Genomic DNA, 17,913 nt, shown 5'->3' with positions numbered 1-17,913 from the left:
AAGGCCGACCTCTGTGCACCACAGTGGACCCTATTTGGCGCCCGGTGGCGCCACCACCGGCAAGTGCGTGGCACCACTCCACTCCTGAAACGAGCCGTCGAACATGCGCACGTCATGGTTCAGCAGCTTGGCCACGAACCACAGCAGGGTGGCTTGCTGACCGATGTGACAGTAGGTGACCACAGGCTTGGACCCGTCGACGCCCTGCGCCACAAACAACTGCTTCAGTTCCGACGCGGGCTTGAGGTAGCCGTTGCTGCTCACCGTCGACAGCGGCACGTTGACGGCCGTCGGGATATGGCCGGGCCGCGGATAGCCCCCGCCGTTGCCCTGGTAGAAGCGCGGCAGACGCGCATCGATGAGATGCGTGCTGCCATCCTTCGTGATGGCCTCCACCTGCGCCAGCGTGGCAATCAGTTCGGGCTGGAGGCGCGGCGTGAACTGCACGCCGCTGACCGGGGCCGGCGCGTCGGTAGTCGTGGGCCGGCCCTCACGCTTCCAGGCCTGGAAGCTGCCATCAAGCAGCGATGTACGCGCCATGGCACCGAGATACGCGAGCGTGAAGTACACACGGGTGGCCGACTGCAACACGGTGTCGTGGGGCACCACCACAATGCGCGTGCCATCGCCAATGCCGTTGCGCTCGGCCCAGGCATCGAGTTGCGCCTCGTCGGCCATCTGCAGCGCCAACGCACCGGGGCGACTGGGCTGCGCGATGTCATCGAGTGTGACATGCCGGCTGCCGGCAACATGTCCGCTGTCATACGCGACCTTGCTGCCCACATGCAGCACCACGAGGTCGCGATCTTTGACATGCTCCGCCAGCCACGCGGTGCTCACCGTGAGTGGTGCCTGCGTGCTGCTGGCACCGCGCGCGGTCTGGGCCGATACGGCATGGCTCAAGGTCGCGGCGCACAAGGCGCCGTACACGGTCAACGTGCGCCTGTTCATGGCACAATGACCGGACGGCCGCGCATGTCCACCACGGTAACCGGCGCGATACCCGTCTTCTTGAGCGGCTCCTCGATGCTGGCGCGATCGCCGGCAATGACAATGGTGAGTCGCGACGGATCGAGGTAGCGCTCGGCCACGCGCTGTACATCGGCGGCGGTCACCTTGCCAATGCCGGCGTTGAAGGCACCCAGCGTGGTGAGCGGCAGGTTGTAGGGCACCAGACTCGCCACCTGCGCCGCAATGTCGCTGGTGCTCTCAAACCCGTCCGCGTAACCGAGCTGCAGGTAGCGCTTGACCTTGTCGAGCTCCGCAGCGGGCAGCGGCTTGCGGATGTTGCGCAGCTCGTTCATGAACTCGATGAGCGCCGAGTCGGTCTTGGCCGATACCACTTCGGCGCGCGCCGTGAACGGACCACGCTCGCGGCGCATGCCGAAGCCCGAGCCGGCCCCATAGGTGTAACCCTTCACTTCACGCAGCGTGTTGTTGAGCCGTGAGGTGAACGAGCCACCGAGCGCCGTGTTCATGACCATGAGCGGATAGTAGTCCGCAGTGTTGCGCGCCACGCCCACGCCGCCAAGACGGAAACTCGACTGCGCGGCCTTGGGCTTGTCCACGATGTGAATGGTGGTGGGGCGCGGCGCCATGCGGTTGGACGCATAGACCGGCGACGCCGGCAGGGCGGCCTGCGTCCACGCGCCAAAGTTGCGCGTGGCCAGTGCCTCGGCGTCCGCCATCGTCAGGTCACCCACCAGCACCAGCGTGGCATTGTTGGGCCGGTACCACGACTGCCAGAAACTGCGCACGTCCTCCAGCGCAATCGGCTCAACGGTTTCTTTCGATCCGCTCGTGCTCCGGCCATACGGATGCTGTTCGCCGAACACCAGCGCCGAGAATGCGCGATCGGCCATTGCCGGTCCACGATCCTGTTCCTGCAGCAGCGCGGTCAGGCGTTCGCTGCGCAGGCGGTTGAACTCCTTCTCGGGGAAGGTGGGACGCAGCACCACGTCGGCCATGAGGGCCATGGCACTGTCGAGCGTGGCGCGGGTGCTGTGCAGCGACACCACGCTCTGCTCAAGGCTCGCGAAGGTGCCAAGTCGAATGGCCAGAAAACCGATCTGCTCGGCGAGTCCCAGCGCGTCTCGCGTTCCTGCTCCTTCGTCGAGCATGTTGGCCACCAGCGTGGCCAGACCCGCCTTGGCGGCCGGATCGGCTTCGCTGCCGGTGCGCACCACGAGCTGCGCATCAACCACCGGCAGTTCGTGGTGCTCCACCACCACGAGGCGCAGGCCATTGGGCAGCGTGCGCTCCACCATGCGCGGCAGCGTGAGGGCCTTGGGGGCCGCCAGCGTTGGCGGCGTGGGGCTCGCAGCGACCGGCTGAGCCTCGAGGCCCGTCGCAAGAGACATCGTCGTCAAACCAGTCGCGGCCAGCAGAGCGCGGCGCGCGGCGACAAATGGTATGAATGGGACGCGGCGCATCAGCGGGTGCTCCCGGCAGCGGGTGAGGCGGTGGCGGTGCTGGTGAGGGCGAGATCCTTCTTGCCCTCGGGCACCACGGTCAGCACGATCTTGGGGCGGGACACCAGATACTGGCGGGCCACACGTTGCACGTCGGCCACGGTCAACCGCTCGTAGCGCGCGAGGTCCTGCGCCATGTAGTCGGGGTTGCCGGTGAAGTAGTTGTACGTGCTGAGCTGCGTGGCCTTGCCCAGCACCGACGCGAGACGGTCGAGCGTGGACGCGCGCATGCCGTTCTTCACGCGCGTGAGTTCACGCTCGGTCACACCACGCTCGGCGATTTCCGCAATGGCCTTGGCCACTTCGGCATCCAGTTCACGGGGATGCACACCTGGCTTGGCGGTGGAGGTGAGCATCAACATGCCATCAAGCTTGTTGGAGTTGTTGCCCATGCCCACGTCCTGCGCGATCTGCTTGTCGTACACCAGCGTGCGGTAGAGGCGCGAGCTCTTGCCATTGGCGAGGATGTCGGCCAGCGCGTCCAGCGCCGCGTCGTCTTCGCTGTAGGTCTTCACGCCGGGCCAGGTGTAGTACACGCGCGGCAGCTGCACGCGGTCTTCCATGAGCATGAGCGTGTCGCGCGTGATGCGCACGGGCGGCGTCGTGGGCCGCGTGATGGCCGTGCTGCCCCGCGGAATGTGACCGAAGTACTTGTTCACCCAGGCCTTGGCCGAGTCCGGATCGAAGTCGCCGGCAATGGTGATGGTGGCGTTGTTGGGTGCGTAGTAGGTGCGGAAGAAATCCTTCACATCATCCAGCGCAGCCGCGCTGAGATCGGCGAGCGAGCCGATGACCGGCCACGAGTACGGATGGTCGGCCGGGTAGAGCACGGGCAGAATGGTTTCGAATGCGCGACCGTAGGGCGCGTTGTCGTAGCTCTGCCGACGCTCGTTCTTCACGACGTCGCGCTGAATATCCAGCTTGGACTGGTCCATGGTGGGCAGGAGCCAGCCCATGCGATCGGCATCGAGCCAGAGCATGAGTGGCAGGGCGTTCGACGGCCCGGTTTCGTAGTAGTTGGTGCGGTCGAAGTTGGTGGAGCCGTTGTTGCTGGCACCGGCCGCTTCGAGCCACTCGTCGAACTTGCCCACGGGCACGTTCTGCGAACCCATGAACATCACGTGCTCAAAGAGATGCGCGAAGCCGGTGCGGCCGCGCTTTTCGTCGCCCGAGCCAACTTTGTAGAAGTTCTCCACGGCCACGATGGGCACGGAGCGATCCACATGGAGAATGACCTCGAGCCCGTTGGGCAGCGTGTACTTCTCGTGCGGGATGGACGGAGCCGCCTGCGCATGCAGCACGGCGGCAGGGGCGGTGCACAGGGCCGCTGCGCCAAGTACGGCGGCGGCAAGCGCGGAGGCGGTGCGCCCGCCCGATGGGAGACGACGGAAAGTTGGCAGAGCCATGGCCGGGTAGGGGGAAGGGGCCAGTCCAGCGGGACGATGCGTGACGGGATCGAGGCCGGGACCAGCGCCAGTAGCGATCGAAAGTTATACGGCGCAAGTTGGCGAAATGGTTCAGGTTCGCTACGCGGCCCGCTTGGGCACGTTTTCCGGCACGATGCTCGTGGTTGGGGGCATCATCGGTGCCGGCATTTTTCTGTCCCCGGCCGTGGTGGCGCAGCGGGTCGGGTCGGCCTCCCTCACGCTCACCGCATGGGGCCTCGGCGCCGTCATCGCCATCATCGGGGGCTTTGTGTACGCCGAGCTGGGGGCGCGGTTGCCCCGGGCGGGCGGCACCTATGTGTACCTGCGGGAGGCCTACGGTCCGCTCCCGGGATTCCTCTATGGCTGGGCGCTGTTCCTCATCATGGCCACGGGCGCCATCGCGGCGGTGGCCATGACGGGGGCCAACTATCTCACGGAGCTGCTGGGCTGGGCACCCGATACGGCGCGGCCACTGGCCATTGGGCTCATTGTGCTCCTGACGGCCGTCAATGTAGCAGGCGTGCAGGTAGGGGCGGGCACGGGCAACGTGCTTACCATCCTCAAACTCGCGGCCATCGCCACGCTGGTGTTGGCCGCACTCGTGCTGGATCCACGGGCCGACGCCACCAGCGCGTTGGCGGCCTCCTCGACAACGACCGTGCCCGATACACCAGTCGGACCCGTGGCGGTCGCACTGGCCATGGGCGCGGCACTGGTGCCCGTGCTGTTCTCATTTGGCGGTTGGCAGCAGACCAACGCCGTGGCCGAAGAACTGGTGGACCCACAGCGCACCCTGCCGCGGGCGCTGGTGCTGGGTGTGCTGGTCGTGGCCGCCACCTATCTGCTCGTCAACCTCGCCTATCTGCGTGCGCTCGGTGTGCAAGGACTCGCTTCCAGTCGTGCGCCGGCCGCCGAAACCATGCAGGTGTTCCTCGGCCCGGCGGGACGCACGCTCATCACCGCTGGCATCGTGACCAGCACCGTGGGTTTTCTCACCATGGTCATTCTGATGTCGGCCCGGGTGTACCAGGCCATGGCTGCCGACGGCATGTTCTTCGCGGGCATGGCCGCACTGCATCCGCGCACCCGTACGCCGGTCCTGGCCCTGGTGGCGCAGGGAGTGGTGGCGCTGCTGTTGCTGCTCACTGGCACCTACGGGCAGTTGCTCGACTATGTGGTGTTTGCCGACTGGATCTTTTTTGGCTCCACGGCGGCCACCTTGTTTGTGTTCCGCGCCCGGGAGCAGCAGGGCATGGCGCCGCGCCATGAAGGCTTTCGCTCGCCGCTTCACCCCTGGGGCACCGCGCTGTTTGTGCTCGCCGCGCTGTATGTGGTGCTGGGTTCGGTCTGGTCCAACCCGGGTAACGCCCTGCGTGGCGCGCTCCTGCTGATCGCGGGGCTCCCGGTTTATTTCCACTGGCGCCGTCGGGCGCCCAAGGGCAACACATGACGGATCATCCAGGCGCCCGCGTCGCGGCGCTCACACTGTATCCCATCAAGTCCACCGCCGGCATCGAAGTGGACGCGATCACGCTCGACGATCGCGGCGCGACTGGCGATCGCCGATGGCTGCTGGTGGATCCGTCGGGTGAAGCCATCACGGCCCGCGAGACTCCGCGGCTGCTGACCCTCACGCCGCAATTCGCCACCGGTGATCGCGAGGGGGCACTGGCCCTGCATGCGCCGCAATTGCCCGTCTGTGTTGTGCCTGTGCCCGATGCGTCGGCGCCTCAGCGCGACGTGGTGATATGGGGTGATGTGGTGACGGCGCTCGACGCCGGAGATGACGTGGCCGCATGGTGCAGCGACGCCATTGGTCGCGCCGCGCGGCTGGTGCGTCTCGATGACGGCGCCGCGCGCCCACTCAAGCCCAAGTACGCCGGGCCCTTGCCCCATGCCAATCGGCGGGTGGCGTTCACCGATGGGGCACCGCTCATGATGCTGGGCCTCGCGAGTATCGCACATCTCGAAGAGCGCCTCAGAGCCGGTGGACAGTCGCTGCACATGGACCGCCGACGCTTTCGCGCCAATATCTGGCTGGAGCACACGGCGCCACACGAGGAAGATCAATGGCGGCGCATCACCATTGGCCGCGTCGACCTGGGAGTCGGCTCTCTCTGCATACGCTGCGTGCTGACCACCGTCGACCCCGACACGCAGACAGCGGGCGTTGAGCCGCTGCGTGAATTTGCCGCATACCGGCGCGTGCCGGACGGCGTAGCCTTTGGCGTCAACGTCACCCATGCCGGTGCGGGCACGCTGCGCGTTGGCGATGTGGTGCAGATACACGAAACCCGCTCACCGTGAGATGAGCGGGTTCGCGATGCCTGAAGCGCTCAGCGCTCAGTATAGCTGCGACCAGCTCCGTTCCTTGGTGCGCGTGAGAATGGCCGAGCCGCGCAGGGCCGACTCCACCGCACACTTGGACCAGCGGAAGAACGAGTTACCCGTGATGGAGTTGTCGTCGTTCACGCTGGCGTTGCGCGACATGGCGCTGCCCCACATGTCGAAGGTGCCGTTACCCTTGACGATGTCGTCGCGGGCGATGATGAGACCGTACCACTGAAAGTTGCCGTTCAGTCGCACGTCGCCATTCACCAGCAGAATGCCCTGGCCGCGCCCCTTGGAGAGGCCGGCGTTGCCGTCGACGTAAATGATGGGGAAGTAGTCTTCGCATCCCTTGATGTGACCCGTCCCGCCACGCAGAGGCTCACCCCAGTTTTCAGTACCCGCACTGCACGTCGTGGCCGTGCCCACGGGCTCCGGGCCATAGGTGCCGCCGCTCAGCTTGATGTCCGCGTTGGCCACCAGCGAGTTCCACGTTTCCGTGCCGTAGCGTACGTAGGTGTTTGAGTCAGCAGCCGTCGGGTCGGGGTTGGTGCCACCGGTCACCAGATTCGGCTTCTGGATGTCGACATCCTTGCCCGGCGCGTACGTAATGGCAAAGGTGTCGCGTCCCGCAATGCTTGGGCACTGCGTCCAGCCTGTCGGATCGGTGTTGTTGCCGGTGATTTCGGCTGAACCCTTCACGCTGATGTTGCCGGCCGTCACGATGGCGCCGCCCGGATTGATGCTGGGGTAGGCGATACGCACCACCATGTGCGTCTGCCGCTGCGCCTCCAACTGTGCGTTGCCGATGCTCGCGCGGCCCAGTGAACGCACCCAGAACGTGTTCTCGGTCAGGCGCTGGATGTACACCTTGGCAGTGTCGCCCTGCGCCACGAACACGTTGGACGAATCGATGGCGCCAATGGCCATGCCACGCGGCGGCGGCAGATTCCGCCCGCGATCCCAGTTGGAGATCTCGGAGTTGAGGCCGAACTCGGCCACCGCAAACGCACGCTGCTCCACCAGCGCGTTGCGGCCGGCACGGAAGTCCTGCATGGAACTCATGACGGCACCCGTGGACAGCAGCGCCAGCATGACCACCACAATCAGGGAAATCAGCAGGGCCATGCCGCGGCGCGCACGACGTGTGACGGCGGCAGACGGTTCGACTGGTGCCTCAGCGGCGTGTGCAGCGGTGGACATGGCGTCGGCCTCGGAGACAGGGGACGGATGCGGAGTGCTCATTGCCGGTTCCTCAAGGCGATGCGAAAAGCGAGCGAGTCGGTGTTCGTCGTGCTCTTGGTGCCGAACTTGCCGGAGCTGTTGTCACCCTTGGCGCGCAGCAGCAGATCGATACGGGCCACGCGCCGACTGTCGGCCACGCTGTTCACGGCCGCGCCCAGACTGTCGAAGTACGCGAAGCGGATGCCGCCTTCACCACTCACCGGCGGCGCGTAGGGACCCGACACCGGTGTGGAGGCCGTCCAGCCGCCTCCCTGGTATTCCGATCGCGTCAGGAAGTAGTTGCCACTGCCCTGGGGTTCGAGCTGATAGCGTGTGCTGCGCGTGATGCGAATGGCGGAACCCGCCTTTACCGAGTCGGGCAGGGCAGGGGACACGGTCAGACGCCAGCGTGGCTTGGCGGCGTCGAGCAGCACATCGAGATACGGGCTGGGTGTGCAGCCAAGGGAGTTCGCGACACCGGTAATGCGCAGGGGCGTCCAGACATCGTCTTCCGCGCCGCGCGACAGGCTGTCGTTGAAGGCCCAGAGCGTATCGCCCACGGCCGGATCCGCGTACCACGCCGTGAGTGTATTGCGTGCCATGTTCGTGGGTGGCAGGTCAATGACCGTGTTGCTCACGCGCTGACAGATGATCGATGCACCAAGCACCGCGCGGAAGGTGATGGCGGTCGTGCCCATGCCGGTCAGGTCGCCGCCTGACGAGGAGATGGAGCGCAGGTCGGCCGGTACGAGGCTCATGGCCGAGCGCAGTTCGCGCCGCATGCCCATCTGTTCGTTGGTGCGCTGATAGAAGCGCTGCTGCCCCATCATGAGCTGGGAGATCACGACACCGAGCACGGAGATGATGCCGAGCGTCACCAGCAGTTCGGCCACCGTCATGCCCCGTCGGGGGCGAATCAATCGCGGCATGGGATCACCATCTGATAACGCAGTTGGGTGGTGCGGCGCGGAATGGTGATGCGCACGTCGATGGTCTTGATGTTGCGGCCGTCGGTCACGGTCCAGCTTTCCTTCACGCCGCGCAGCGCCGTGCTGCCGGTCTTGGCGCCGGCATCGAGTGTGGCGCAGGACAGACTGGTGAGTGAATCCAGGCGGGCCTGCGCAATGCCAGCAGCCACGGTTTGCACATTGCCGCCGGCCATCTGCTTGCCTACGGAGCCAGACGTGCCGAGCAGTCCGCCCACACCGACCAGCAGCACCGTGATGGCGATGAGAATCTCGACGAGCGTGATGCCGTCGCGCCGGCGCTGTCCACCTGACTGATGTCGGCGCATGCGGGATGAGGAGGAAGAACGCAGCGAGCTCACAGCGTGCACCCCTTCTTGAGGATGATGCCGGCGGGTGTGATGCAGAGCGTGTCCGCGCGACCACCGGCTGAGAGCCGATACTTGAGAACCTGGGCCGGCATGGGCGTCAGCAGACCGCGTGCATTGTAGGAAACGGTCGTGGGCGCGCCGCCGATCGGTGTGAGCGTGACACCAACGGAGTTGAGCAGATCAACCGGCCCCATCACCTTCACGCTCGTGCTGGCCAGACCGCTCAAGACGGTGACACTGGCCTTGTTGCCGGAGAGCGTGAGTGTGGAAGGCTTGCCCTTCTGCAGGGCGGCGGCGCGCGCTGCGGCGAAGGCCGCGCTGAGCTGCTGACGGCCCGCGCGCAGGGCCGTGCTATCGCGCATGATTGTCATGCGCGGCACCACCATCGTGAACACCACCGCGAGCGTCGCCACCACGAGCAGCAGCTCGAGCATGGTGAAGCCGACACGTCGCCGATGCGAACGGTCAGAGGTGGAAGTCGGGCGGAGCTGTGTCATGTGAGGCAATGAGCGGTGGATCGGTAACGCCCGGCAGTCCGGGACGGGATCTCACTGTCACGACGCACCACACGCGACATGTCAACGTTAGAAGTGCTTCATGTGAGCCGCTTGTGACACACTTCGCGAAGCGCGGAACGTTGACCGTCGAACGCGCATGTTGTATGAGAGAACCATCATGAACGACAATCAATGCCGCCATTGAACAAGGCGAAAAAACGAACGCCCCGACCGGTGGTCGAGGCGTTCGCCAAACGTTGTTTTGTGCAGCTCCCGGGGAGGGACTCGAACCCCCGACAGGGTGATTAACAGTCACCTGCTCTACCACCTGAGCTACCCGGGAATAACCCCCCAGCGCCAACCGGCCGCGCCAGAGCCTCATAGTATCGCCCGACCATGGCCCGACGTCAAGCGGCCCCAGCGTCCTCAAGGCTCAGTCTGCTCCAGCAGGGGCGCCAGCCACTGTCCGGTGTAACTCGCCGGCACCTTCGCCACCTCTTCCGGTCGGCCCATGGCCACCACCCGCCCGCCGCCGTCGCCGCCCTCCGGACCCATATCGATGATCCAGTCGGCCAGCTTGATCACATCGAGGTTGTGCTCGATGAGCAGCAGGGTGTGCCCCTGTTCGAGCAGGCGTTCGAACACCTCGGCCAACTTGCGGATGTCCTCGAGGTGCAGACCTGTGGTGGGCTCATCGAGCACATACAGCTTGCGTGGCCCACTGGCCCTGGCCGACGATTTGACGGCCGTGCCCTTGGGGGCCGCAGCGCGTCCCGATCGGGCGGTGAGCGCCAGTTCGCGGGCAATCTTGAGACGCTGCGCTTCGCCGCCAGACAGTGTGGTGGCGGGCTGACCGAGTCGCAGGTAACCCAGCCCCACCTGCTGCACCTGCCAGAGCGCCTGCGCCAGCTTGTCCTCACGGGGGAAGAAGCGAATGGCCTCGTCGACGGTCAGCTCCAGCACCTCGGCGATGTTCCGCCCCTTGAAGCGCACCTCCAGCACGTCGGGCTTGAAGCGTTTGCCGCCACAGGCGTCGCAGGGTACGAAGACATCGGCCATGAAGACCATCTCCACCTCGAGATGGCCCGCCCCTTCACAGGTCTCGCAGCGGCCGCCGGCCACATTGAAGGAGAAGTGCCCGGCGTCGAAGCCGCGGGTACGGGCCAGTGGCTGTTCACTGAACAGGCGACGGATCTCGTCGTACGCCTTCACGTAGGTCACCGGGTTCGAGCGCGGCGAACGACCAATCGGGCTCTGATCCACCAGCACCAGATCATCCAGCCACTCCACGCCGCTGAGCTGCGTGTACTGCCCCACGGTTTCGCCGAGATGCTCCTTGGCGGAATGCTCGCCGTGCAGCGTACGCTCGACGGCGTGATACAGCACGTCGTGCACCAGCGTGCTCTTGCCGGAGCCGGACACACCGGTCACCACCGTCATCGCGCCCAGCGGAATGCGCACATCCACGCCCTGCACGTTGTGCGCGGTGGCGCCACGCAGTTCGAGCCAGCGTGAACCCAGCGCCCGACGGCTGCGTGGCAGCTCGATGCGTCGCGCGCCCGTGAGGTACTGACCAGTGAGCGGACTCTCGGCGACGCGACTCATGGGGCCACTGAACACCACCTGGCCGCCATGCTCACCGGCGCCGGGGCCCATTTCCACCATGTGATCGGCAATGCGCATGGCCTCGAGATCGTGCTCCACCATGATCACCGTGTTGCCGAGGTCGCGCAGGCGCTCCAGCAGGGCCAGCAGTCGGTCGAGATCCCGCGGGTGAAGCCCGATGCTGGGTTCATCGAGCACATAGGTGGCATCGACCAACGCGGCGCCGAGCGCGTTGGCGAGCGTAATGCGCTGCGCCTCGCCGCCGGAGAGCGTGCGGGTGGCGCGATCGAGGGTGAGATAGGTGAGTCCCACATCCGCCAGAAAGCGCGTGCGTGCTCTGGCTTCGCGCAACACTGTCTCGGCCACTTGCGCTTCAGCACCGGCCAGCGTGAGCCCGTCGAGCCAGGGCAGCAGGTCCCGCACCGGCAAGCGCGCCACATCGGCAATGCTGCGGTCCTGCACGCGCACCTGCAGCGCATCGGGTTGCAGCTTGCTGCCGCCACAGGTGCGGCACTCCTGCGCACTCTGATACTTGCGCAGAAAGATGCGGATGTAGGCCTTGTAGCGCTTCTCCTCGAGATTGACGAGGAAGGGCCGAATGCCGGTGTACTGTCGCGTGCGGGCGGACATGAACTGTTCGCGCGCGGACGCCGGCAACTCTTCCCATGGGGTGTCGGGATTCACCCCCAGCGTGCGCGCAAAGTCCACGACCGCGCGCCGCTGCTTCTCGTAGCGTGGCGCCGTCCACGGATCAATGGCCCCATCGCGCACCGAGCGCGCCGGGTTGGGCACAATGAGCGCGTCATCGTAGTCCAACGTGGCGCCGAATCCATTGCAGGTGGGGCAGGCACCGCGCGGATTGTTGAACGAAAACAATTGAGGCGTCGGCGCAGGCGCACGCCAGCCGTCGTCGGGACACTCGAAACGTTCGGTGAAGGCCAGATGGTGTCGAAGCGTGCCCGCCTCGTCCACGCCATCGGGAAAGAGCAGCAGGATGTCACCGTCGCCTTCGGTGAACGCCGTTTGCACGGCATCGGCAAGTCGTCCGCGATCTTCAGTGGCGAGTCGCAAACGATCCACCACAATGGCCACGTGCGGGGCGTTGGCGAGATCGAGCCCTCGACTGTCGACATCGTCGAGATGCACGATGTCGGGTGCGCCCAGCGCCGGATCACCGATGGCCAGACGCACAAACCCACGCGCGCGCAGATTGTCGGCAATGACCGCCGAGGTGACTGCATTCGAACGCACGAGCGGGCAGGCCACCAGCACCCGCGTACCGGACGGCAGACTCAGCGCCCGGTCGGTGACCGACTGTACCGTGGCCGGCTGCAGCTCGCGATTGCAGTTCCGGCAAAAGGTATGCCCCACCCGGGCCCAGAGCAGCCGCAGGTAGTCGTAAATTTCCGTGGCGGTGCCCACGGTGGAGCGCGAGGTGCGCGTGGGGTTCTTCTGCTCAATGGCCACGGCCGGGGACAGACCCTCCACCGCGTCCACCGCCGGTTTCTCCATGCGCTCGAGGAACTGCCGCGCATAGGCCGACAGTGACTCCACATAGCGCCGCTGGCCCTCGGCGTAGATGGTGTCGAAGGCGAGCGATGACTTGCCCGACCCGGATACGCCGGTCACCACCGTGATGGCGCGGCGCGGCAGGTCGAGATCGAAACCCTTGAGGTTGTGTTGCCGGGCTCCCCGGATGCGGATGCGGTCCTTCATGGGGACAAAACTATCGGGGGGGCCAACCGAGTAGATTCGGACCGGATGGCACGATCCGCTCCCGATGCTGCACCAGCCGACGACGAGGTCGCCGGTTCCGTTTACGACGCCCGCCTGACGCGCCGCCTGCTGGCGTACGTGCGACCCTATCGCGGACAGGTGGTGCTGGCCCTGCTGGCCCTCGCGGTGGCGTCCGCGAGCCAGTTGGTGGGCCCGCTGCTCACCCGCTGGGTCATTGACAGCGCCTGGCCGGCGCAGCGCATCGACTGGGTGCTGCAGGCCGCCGTGGGCTTCGCCGCCGTGCTGCTGCTGCAGTTCGGCGCCACCTACGCGGAAACCATCATCACGGCCCGCATTGGGCAGCAGGTCATGCGCGACCTGCGGCTCGACGTGTTTGCACAACTGCAACGGCTGCCCATTGCGTGGTTTGACCGCAACCCGGTGGGGCGCCTTGTGACCCGCGTGACCAGCGACGTGGAAGCGCTCAATGAGCTCTTCACCGCTGGCGTGGTGGCCGGACTGGGCGACCTGCTCACGCTGGCCGCCATCGGCGTGGCCATGCTGATCGTGGATGCCCCGCTGGCCCTGGCCGCGTTTGTGGTCATCCCGCTGGTGTTGCTGGTCTCGCGTCTGTTTCGGCGACATGTGCGCGAGTCGTATCGCGACATCCGTACTCGCCTTGCGCGACTCAATGCCTACCTGGGTGAACGACTCGGCGGCATGCGCGTGGTGCAGCTGTTCGGACAGGAGTCGCACGAGCAGACACGTTTCGCGGCCCTCAATGATGCGCATCTGCGCGCGCATCTCGCGTCCATTCGCGTGTATGCGCTGTATTTCCCTGTCATCGAGTTTCTCACCACGCTGGCGCTGGCCAGTCTGCTCGTGACGGCTGGGTTTCAGCAGGGCGACCCGGCGTTGTCCATTGGCACACTGGCGGCGTTTCTGCAGTTGGTGCGCCGCTTCTTTCAACCGCTGCAGGACCTCTCCGAGAAGTTCAACATTCTGCAAGCCGCCATGGCCGCCGCGGAACGTCTGTTCGGCGTGCTCGATACCCCTGCAGCGCCGCAGCAACGCACGGCGGATCCGCGCATGGCGGATCCGCGCATGGCGGATGCGCGCATGGTGGTGGAGGCCGAGGACCGCGAGGCCGTGGAGCGTCAGGTGGCGGCGCTGCGCCGTGACGGGGTCACCATCCGCTTCGACGACGTGTGGTTTGCCTATGGAGCCGGCGGTGTGAGCGATGATCACACGCCGGCGACTGCCGGCTCACCGGTCACGCCGGACGTGGCCAGCCCCCGCGAGGCCTGGGTGCTGCGCGGGGTGACTTTCGAGGTGGGGCCCGGTCAGTCGTTGGCTCTGGTTGGGCATACCGGGGCGGGCAAGACCACCATCGTGAATCTGCTGCTGCGCTTCTACGACCCGCAGCGCGGCCGCATCCTGCTCAACGGCATCGATCTGCGTGAGCTGCCCGTGGCCGTTGTGCGTGGCGTGGTGGGCTATGTCCAGCAGGACATCTTCCTGTTCGCCGGCAATGTGGCGGACAATGTGCGGCTGTCCGCGTCGGTGCCGGAGGAGGCGCTCGAGGACGCGGTGCGCCGCGTCGGGGCCGATCGCATCATCGACCGCCTACCCGGTCGCTGGCAGCACGTGCTGGGCGAGCGCGGCGGCGGTTTGAGCGTCGGGGAGCGTCAATTGCTCGCCTTCGCCCGCGCTATTGCGTCTGATCCCTCGGTGCTGGTCCTCGACGAAGCCACCAGCGCCGTGGATTCCGCCATCGAGGCGCAAATCCAGACGGCGGTGGCCACCCTCATGGCGGGCCGCACGAGCATCGCCATTGCCCACCGCCTCAGCACCGTCGTGGAGGCCGATGAGATCCTCGTGTTGCATCACGGTGAGGTCGTCGAGCGTGGAACCCATCGGCAACTGCTGGACCGGCGCGGCCTGTATGATCGTCTGTATCGCTTGCAGGCCGGCGCCGGCGCCGTGACGGTCTGAGGCCCGCTGGAGGCCGCGCGGCTGGCCCCTGTCCGGGGACCACGCCTGTCCAGTCCCCACCTCCCATCAGCCGGTCATCAAGATCAGGACACGGGAAACGGCTTCTGCGCTTGCCAATGGGCAACACGCCCGGATAGCTTCGCACGTTACGTTTGGTGTCCCCCGCGTTACTTCCTGAGACGAGCCACCCCAAACACGTGCAGCTTTCTGTCGCCGCCGGCACGGATGTCGGACGCATACGGGCAGGCAACGAAGACAGCCTTTACGCCGACGCCGACCAGGAGCGGGGCCTCTTCATCGTCGCCGATGGCATGGGGGGACATGCCGCGGGTGAGGTGGCCAGCGAGATGGCCGTGCAGATCGTCTCCCGCGAACTCTCCGGGGTGCGCGATCTGACCCGCGAGGACATCGGTCCCCGCATGGCCGCCGCGCTCAAAGAGGCCAACCGCGCCATCTACGAACGCACCATCCAGGAAGCCGACAAGCAGGGCATGGGCACGACGGCCTCCTGCCTCATGATGGGCTACGGACGCTGGTTCATTGGCCACATTGGCGATTCCCGGGTCTACCTGCTGAGAGACGGTGTGTTCCGTCAACTCACCAAGGACCACTCCTACGTGCAGGAACAGGTGGACGCCGGCTTCCTTACGCCGGAACAGGCGCGCTACCACCCCTACAGCAACGTCATCACCCGTTGCGTGGGCGCAAATGCGGCAGTGGAAGCGGATGTCCACAGTGGCGAACTGCAGGCCGGCGATGTGTACCTCGTGGCCTCGGATGGCCTCACCGGCATGGTCGAGGATCCGCAGCTCAAGAAGATCCTCGAGACCCGGCAGACCCCCGGTCGCATGGTGGACGCGATGATCACCGAGGCCAATCGTCGTGGTGGTCTGGACAACATCACGGCCATCGTGGTGCAGGTCGTGAAGGTCACGGGCGTCGCCACCGGCGAAATGGCGGCCGTCCTCCCGCCGGGATAAGGCCGCGGTGAGCGCGCCACAACCTGGTGAGGCCACGACGGTCGGTGCGTTGGCCGAGTTGTACCTGGGCAACATCCTCTACGCCATCGAGCGCTGTGCCATGACCCTCGATGCAGAGGAGAAGCCGCTTGACGCGGCGTTCTACCGGGGCATCGGTCGCAAGTTGGCCGAGGCGCATGGTGCAAACAGGCCAGAGGGGCCGCCACGCGCAGGCTGACGGTGTTTTCACCCGCAACGACATCCGAGACGACATCGATGACATTCGCCCGTTCGTGGTGCGCCCGTGTTGCACGTCGTGCCGTCTCCCGCCCTGGTCTCGGGGCAGGTCTGCTTGGTGCGCTCCTCGTCACCGGCAGCTCGGCCCAGGCCCTGCGTCCAACCGCGGCGCCTGGTTGCGCGGCGCCCCTCAGCGTTGGAGCGACTGTCACCGACAGCACCCTGCTGGCGCTGCACGGCTCGGGGCAGACGTTTGCCGACTTCGTCGCGGCCGCCAAGGCGCGCCGAGAGGGCTGGCTGGGACTGGCGGACACGGCTCGCGTGAGCGACGCGCTCGTCGCCCGTGCCCGTCAGGTGGGCGGCAGCTGGAAGCTGCTGGTGGTGGCCGTGGATGCCTGTGGCGACTCCATGAACACGGTGCCCTGGCTGGCCCGTCTCGCGCAGGATGTGCCCGGCATCGACCTGCGCATTGTGCTGCCGGCGGCCGGCCGTGCGGTGCAGGAAAGCCACCGCTCGCTCGACGGACGCACTGCCACCCCCACCTTTGTGTTGCTCGATGCCGAAGGCACCGAGCGCGGCTGCATTGTGGAGCAGCCGCGGCCGCTCCGGGACTGGGCACGGGCCACGCGTGGCACGGTCAGCCTCGACTCCCTGCACGTGGGCATCCGCGCGTTTTATGCGGCCAACCGGGGCGAGGCCATCGTCACCGAGGCCATCGAGATGCTGGAGGCCGCCAAGGCCGGCCAGCGCCACTGCTTCACGGGTCAGGCCGCGGCGCGATAGCCGGCGCGCAAGCAGGTCTCCTCACGCTCAGCTCAGCAGCGGCAGACCTCGGTCGAGCCGATCCCGAATGGCCTCGGCATCCAGTCTGAGTGCCGTCAGCACGGCGTCAGAGGGCACCGGAGCCCGATTGGCGGTAAACACCCGCAGCCGTCGCGCACTGCGGTAGAGCTCGTCACTGAGACGCGGCAGATTGAGCGCGCCTTCAAAGCCACTGGCGGTCAGGTGCTGCACACGCCCGTCCCGGCGCTGCATGGGGATATCCACGCCCAGCATCTGCGTCTTGGCCGGGTAGTCCAACAGCACCGCCCCCCTGGGCAGCCCCAGCTCGGCCGCCAACTGGTCTTCAACGCGGCGCGTCAGCGCGTAGTCGCTGGCAATCCACTCACCCACCTCGTCTCCGAGCGTGGCAGCGGGGCACTCGTAGGCCCGCTTGTGCAGGCGGCGAATGCGCAGCGCGTCGAGCAACTGGCGCGCTTCGGGCACGAGAGACGGGGTGTCGAGGTGCACCAGCAGGCCTTCGTCGGTATAGCGCGCCACGCGGTCGGCCGCCACGGCGCCGGTGTCGAGCGCAACGGCCACCAGACGCTTGTACATGGCCGTTGCGCTGCGCACGGCGTGATGCCAGTACACGTTCCGGTACATCTGGTACTTGGCAAAGAGCAGCGACTCGAGCGCCGAGAGCCCCTTTTCGTGCACGCCTATTGCGGTGTGTCCCTCAGGCAGCTCAACCAGCACCAGCGAATTGAGCAGTCGGTCGACGTCGATTTCGCCGTAGGGCACGCCACACATGGTCGCGTCGCGCTTGAGATACTCGATCTTGTCGAGATCAATGGAACCGGAGATGAGTCCCTGCAGCGGATGGGCGCTGACCCCGCTGATGAGGGCAAACACGGTATCCGGCGCGTCGTCACCCAGCGCCTGGCGCAGCACGGCGCCTACGGCCCCCTGCGTCACCAGTGGACGCGCTACCTCCTCGTGATCGGTGACGCCGATTTCCTCGAGCGCGTGCGAGAACGGATAGTGTCCCACGTCGTGCAACAATGCGGCGGCCCGGATGAGTTGCTGATCGCGCGCGCCAATTCCATCAAGCGCCCCCCGCTCGTCCAACAGGCGCAGCGCCACCCCGGCCAGATGCCACGCGCCAAGCGCATGCTCGAAGCGGGAATGCGTGGCACCCGGATACACCAGAAATGCCAGACCCAACTGCCGCACGTAGCGCAGGCGCTGCACCACGGGCGTTTCCAGCAGGGACAGGGCGAGCGGATCGAGGCGGATGTTGTTCCAGAGTGGGTCGCGGAGGATTTCCATACTCCGAACTTAAAGCCAGCCGCGTCA

At 66.3% G+C, this 17,913-nt stretch carries 15 protein-coding genes and 1 tRNA gene; 6 read left to right on the top strand and 10 right to left on the bottom strand.

Annotated features, from left to right (window positions below):
• Positions 1–30 precede the first annotated feature (30 nt).
• The 3 genes from B2747_RS08565 to B2747_RS08555 all read right to left on the bottom strand — a co-directional run bounded on the left by B2747_RS08565 (position 31) and on the right by B2747_RS08555 (position 3,877).
• Complete coding sequence (locus tag B2747_RS08565; protein ID WP_291159159.1) at positions 31–951, bottom strand: sulfurtransferase; 921 nt, start codon at positions 949–951, stop codon at positions 31–33.
• On the bottom strand, positions 948–2,360 hold the full coding sequence (locus B2747_RS08560; protein ID WP_291159157.1) for a M16 family metallopeptidase: 1,413 nt from the start codon (positions 2,358–2,360) through the stop codon (positions 948–950). Before B2747_RS08560 ends, B2747_RS08565 begins: the two co-directional genes overlap by 4 nt.
• Before the next feature lie 71 nt (positions 2,361–2,431).
• The gene (locus B2747_RS08555; protein WP_291159155.1) at positions 2,432–3,877 is read right to left on the bottom strand and encodes a M16 family metallopeptidase; all 1,446 of its coding nucleotides are present in this window, start codon (positions 3,875–3,877) and stop codon (positions 2,432–2,434) included.
• 133 nt (positions 3,878–4,010) lie between these two features.
• Here B2747_RS08555 and B2747_RS08550 point away from each other — a divergent pair, with 133 nt between their 5' ends.
• Together B2747_RS08550 and B2747_RS08545 are read left to right on the top strand one after the other, a co-directional pair.
• Positions 4,011–5,348: an APC family permease gene (locus tag B2747_RS08550; RefSeq protein ID WP_291159153.1), complete on the top strand. Its 1,338-nt coding sequence runs from the start codon at positions 4,011–4,013 to the stop codon at positions 5,346–5,348.
• A complete protein-coding gene (locus B2747_RS08545) occupies positions 5,345–6,205 on the top strand; it encodes an MOSC domain-containing protein (protein WP_291159151.1) in 861 nt (286 codons plus the stop codon). Before B2747_RS08550 ends, B2747_RS08545 begins: the two co-directional genes overlap by 4 nt.
• 36 nt (positions 6,206–6,241) lie before the next feature.
• Here B2747_RS08545 and B2747_RS08540 read toward each other — a convergent pair whose 3' ends face one another.
• From B2747_RS08540 to uvrA, 6 genes are all read right to left on the bottom strand, one after another.
• Positions 6,242–7,471 carry a pilus assembly PilX family protein gene (locus B2747_RS08540; protein ID WP_291159149.1) on the bottom strand — a complete coding sequence of 410 codons (1,230 nt, stop codon included), beginning with the start codon at positions 7,469–7,471 and terminating at the stop codon, positions 6,242–6,244.
• Complete coding sequence (locus tag B2747_RS08535) at positions 7,468–8,379, bottom strand: hypothetical protein (protein WP_291159148.1); 912 nt, start codon at positions 8,377–8,379, stop codon at positions 7,468–7,470. The genes B2747_RS08540 and B2747_RS08535 overlap by 4 nt, the downstream gene beginning before the upstream one ends.
• Positions 8,367–8,744, bottom strand: coding sequence for a prepilin-type N-terminal cleavage/methylation domain-containing protein (locus tag B2747_RS08530; protein ID WP_291159147.1), 378 nt, complete (start codon positions 8,742–8,744; stop codon positions 8,367–8,369). The genes B2747_RS08535 and B2747_RS08530 overlap by 13 nt, the downstream gene beginning before the upstream one ends.
• 29 nt (positions 8,745–8,773) lie before the next feature.
• On the bottom strand, positions 8,774–9,283 hold the full coding sequence (locus B2747_RS08525) for a type II secretion system protein (protein ID WP_291159146.1): 510 nt from the start codon (positions 9,281–9,283) through the stop codon (positions 8,774–8,776).
• Positions 9,284–9,553: 270 nt separating this feature from the next.
• Positions 9,554–9,626, bottom strand: a tRNA-Asn gene (locus tag B2747_RS08520).
• Positions 9,627–9,709: 83 nt separating this feature from the next.
• Positions 9,710–12,604, bottom strand: coding sequence for an excinuclease ABC subunit UvrA (gene uvrA / locus B2747_RS08515; RefSeq protein WP_291159145.1), 2,895 nt, complete (start codon positions 12,602–12,604; stop codon positions 9,710–9,712).
• Between the two features lie 45 nt (positions 12,605–12,649).
• Here uvrA and B2747_RS08510 point away from each other — a divergent pair, with 45 nt between their 5' ends.
• The 4 genes from B2747_RS08510 to B2747_RS08495 all read left to right on the top strand — a co-directional run bounded on the left by B2747_RS08510 (position 12,650) and on the right by B2747_RS08495 (position 16,578).
• Positions 12,650–14,599, top strand: coding sequence for an ABC transporter ATP-binding protein (locus B2747_RS08510; protein WP_291159143.1), 1,950 nt, complete (start codon positions 12,650–12,652; stop codon positions 14,597–14,599).
• A 197-nt stretch (positions 14,600–14,796) separates the two neighbouring features.
• On the top strand, positions 14,797–15,579 hold the full coding sequence (locus tag B2747_RS08505) for a Stp1/IreP family PP2C-type Ser/Thr phosphatase (protein ID WP_291159140.1): 783 nt from the start codon (positions 14,797–14,799) through the stop codon (positions 15,577–15,579).
• A 7-nt stretch (positions 15,580–15,586) separates the two neighbouring features.
• The gene (locus B2747_RS08500; protein ID WP_291159138.1) at positions 15,587–15,796 is read left to right on the top strand and encodes a hypothetical protein; all 210 of its coding nucleotides are present in this window, start codon (positions 15,587–15,589) and stop codon (positions 15,794–15,796) included.
• Between the two features lie 38 nt (positions 15,797–15,834).
• Entirely contained in the window at positions 15,835–16,578 is a 744-nt protein-coding gene (locus B2747_RS08495) for a thioredoxin family protein (protein ID WP_291159136.1), read from the top strand.
• 27 nt (positions 16,579–16,605) lie between these two features.
• On the opposite strand, the gene B2747_RS08490 is transcribed toward B2747_RS08495, so the two are convergent.
• On the bottom strand, positions 16,606–17,886 hold the full coding sequence (locus tag B2747_RS08490) for an HD domain-containing protein (RefSeq protein ID WP_291159134.1): 1,281 nt from the start codon (positions 17,884–17,886) through the stop codon (positions 16,606–16,608).
• Positions 17,887–17,913: the final 27 nt, after the last annotated feature.

Source organism: Gemmatimonas sp. UBA7669, assembly GCF_002483225.1.
Taxonomy (GTDB): Bacteria; Gemmatimonadota; Gemmatimonadetes; order Gemmatimonadales; family Gemmatimonadaceae; genus Gemmatimonas.
Note: the sequence above shows the minus strand (reverse complement) of the source record. Positions and strands in the feature narration are given on the sequence as shown.

Bases quoted from the DNA above. Each gene is read 5' to 3' on its own strand.
- B2747_RS08510 (WP_291159143.1), top strand. From the start codon at position 12,650: ATGGCACGATCCGCTCCCGATGCTGCACCAGCCGACGACGAGGTCGCC.
- B2747_RS08560 (WP_291159157.1), bottom strand. From the start codon at position 2,360: ATGTCTCTTGCGACGGGCCTCGAGGCTCAGCCGGTCGCTGCGAGCCCC.
- B2747_RS08555 (WP_291159155.1), bottom strand. From the start codon at position 3,877: ATGGCTCTGCCAACTTTCCGTCGTCTCCCATCGGGCGGGCGCACCGCC.
- B2747_RS08565 (WP_291159159.1), bottom strand. From the start codon at position 951: ATGAACAGGCGCACGTTGACCGTGTACGGCGCCTTGTGCGCCGCGACC.
- B2747_RS08530 (WP_291159147.1), bottom strand. From the start codon at position 8,744: ATGCGCCGACATCAGTCAGGTGGACAGCGCCGGCGCGACGGCATCACG.
- uvrA (WP_291159145.1), bottom strand. From the start codon at position 12,604: ATGAAGGACCGCATCCGCATCCGGGGAGCCCGGCAACACAACCTCAAG.
- B2747_RS08540 (WP_291159149.1), bottom strand. From the start codon at position 7,471: ATGAGCACTCCGCATCCGTCCCCTGTCTCCGAGGCCGACGCCATGTCC.
- B2747_RS08495 (WP_291159136.1), top strand. From the start codon at position 15,835: ATGACATTCGCCCGTTCGTGGTGCGCCCGTGTTGCACGTCGTGCCGTC.
- B2747_RS08525 (WP_291159146.1), bottom strand. From the start codon at position 9,283: ATGACACAGCTCCGCCCGACTTCCACCTCTGACCGTTCGCATCGGCGA.
- B2747_RS08545 (WP_291159151.1), top strand. From the start codon at position 5,345: ATGACGGATCATCCAGGCGCCCGCGTCGCGGCGCTCACACTGTATCCC.
- B2747_RS08490 (WP_291159134.1), bottom strand. From the start codon at position 17,886: ATGGAAATCCTCCGCGACCCACTCTGGAACAACATCCGCCTCGATCCG.
- B2747_RS08535 (WP_291159148.1), bottom strand. From the start codon at position 8,379: ATGCCGCGATTGATTCGCCCCCGACGGGGCATGACGGTGGCCGAACTG.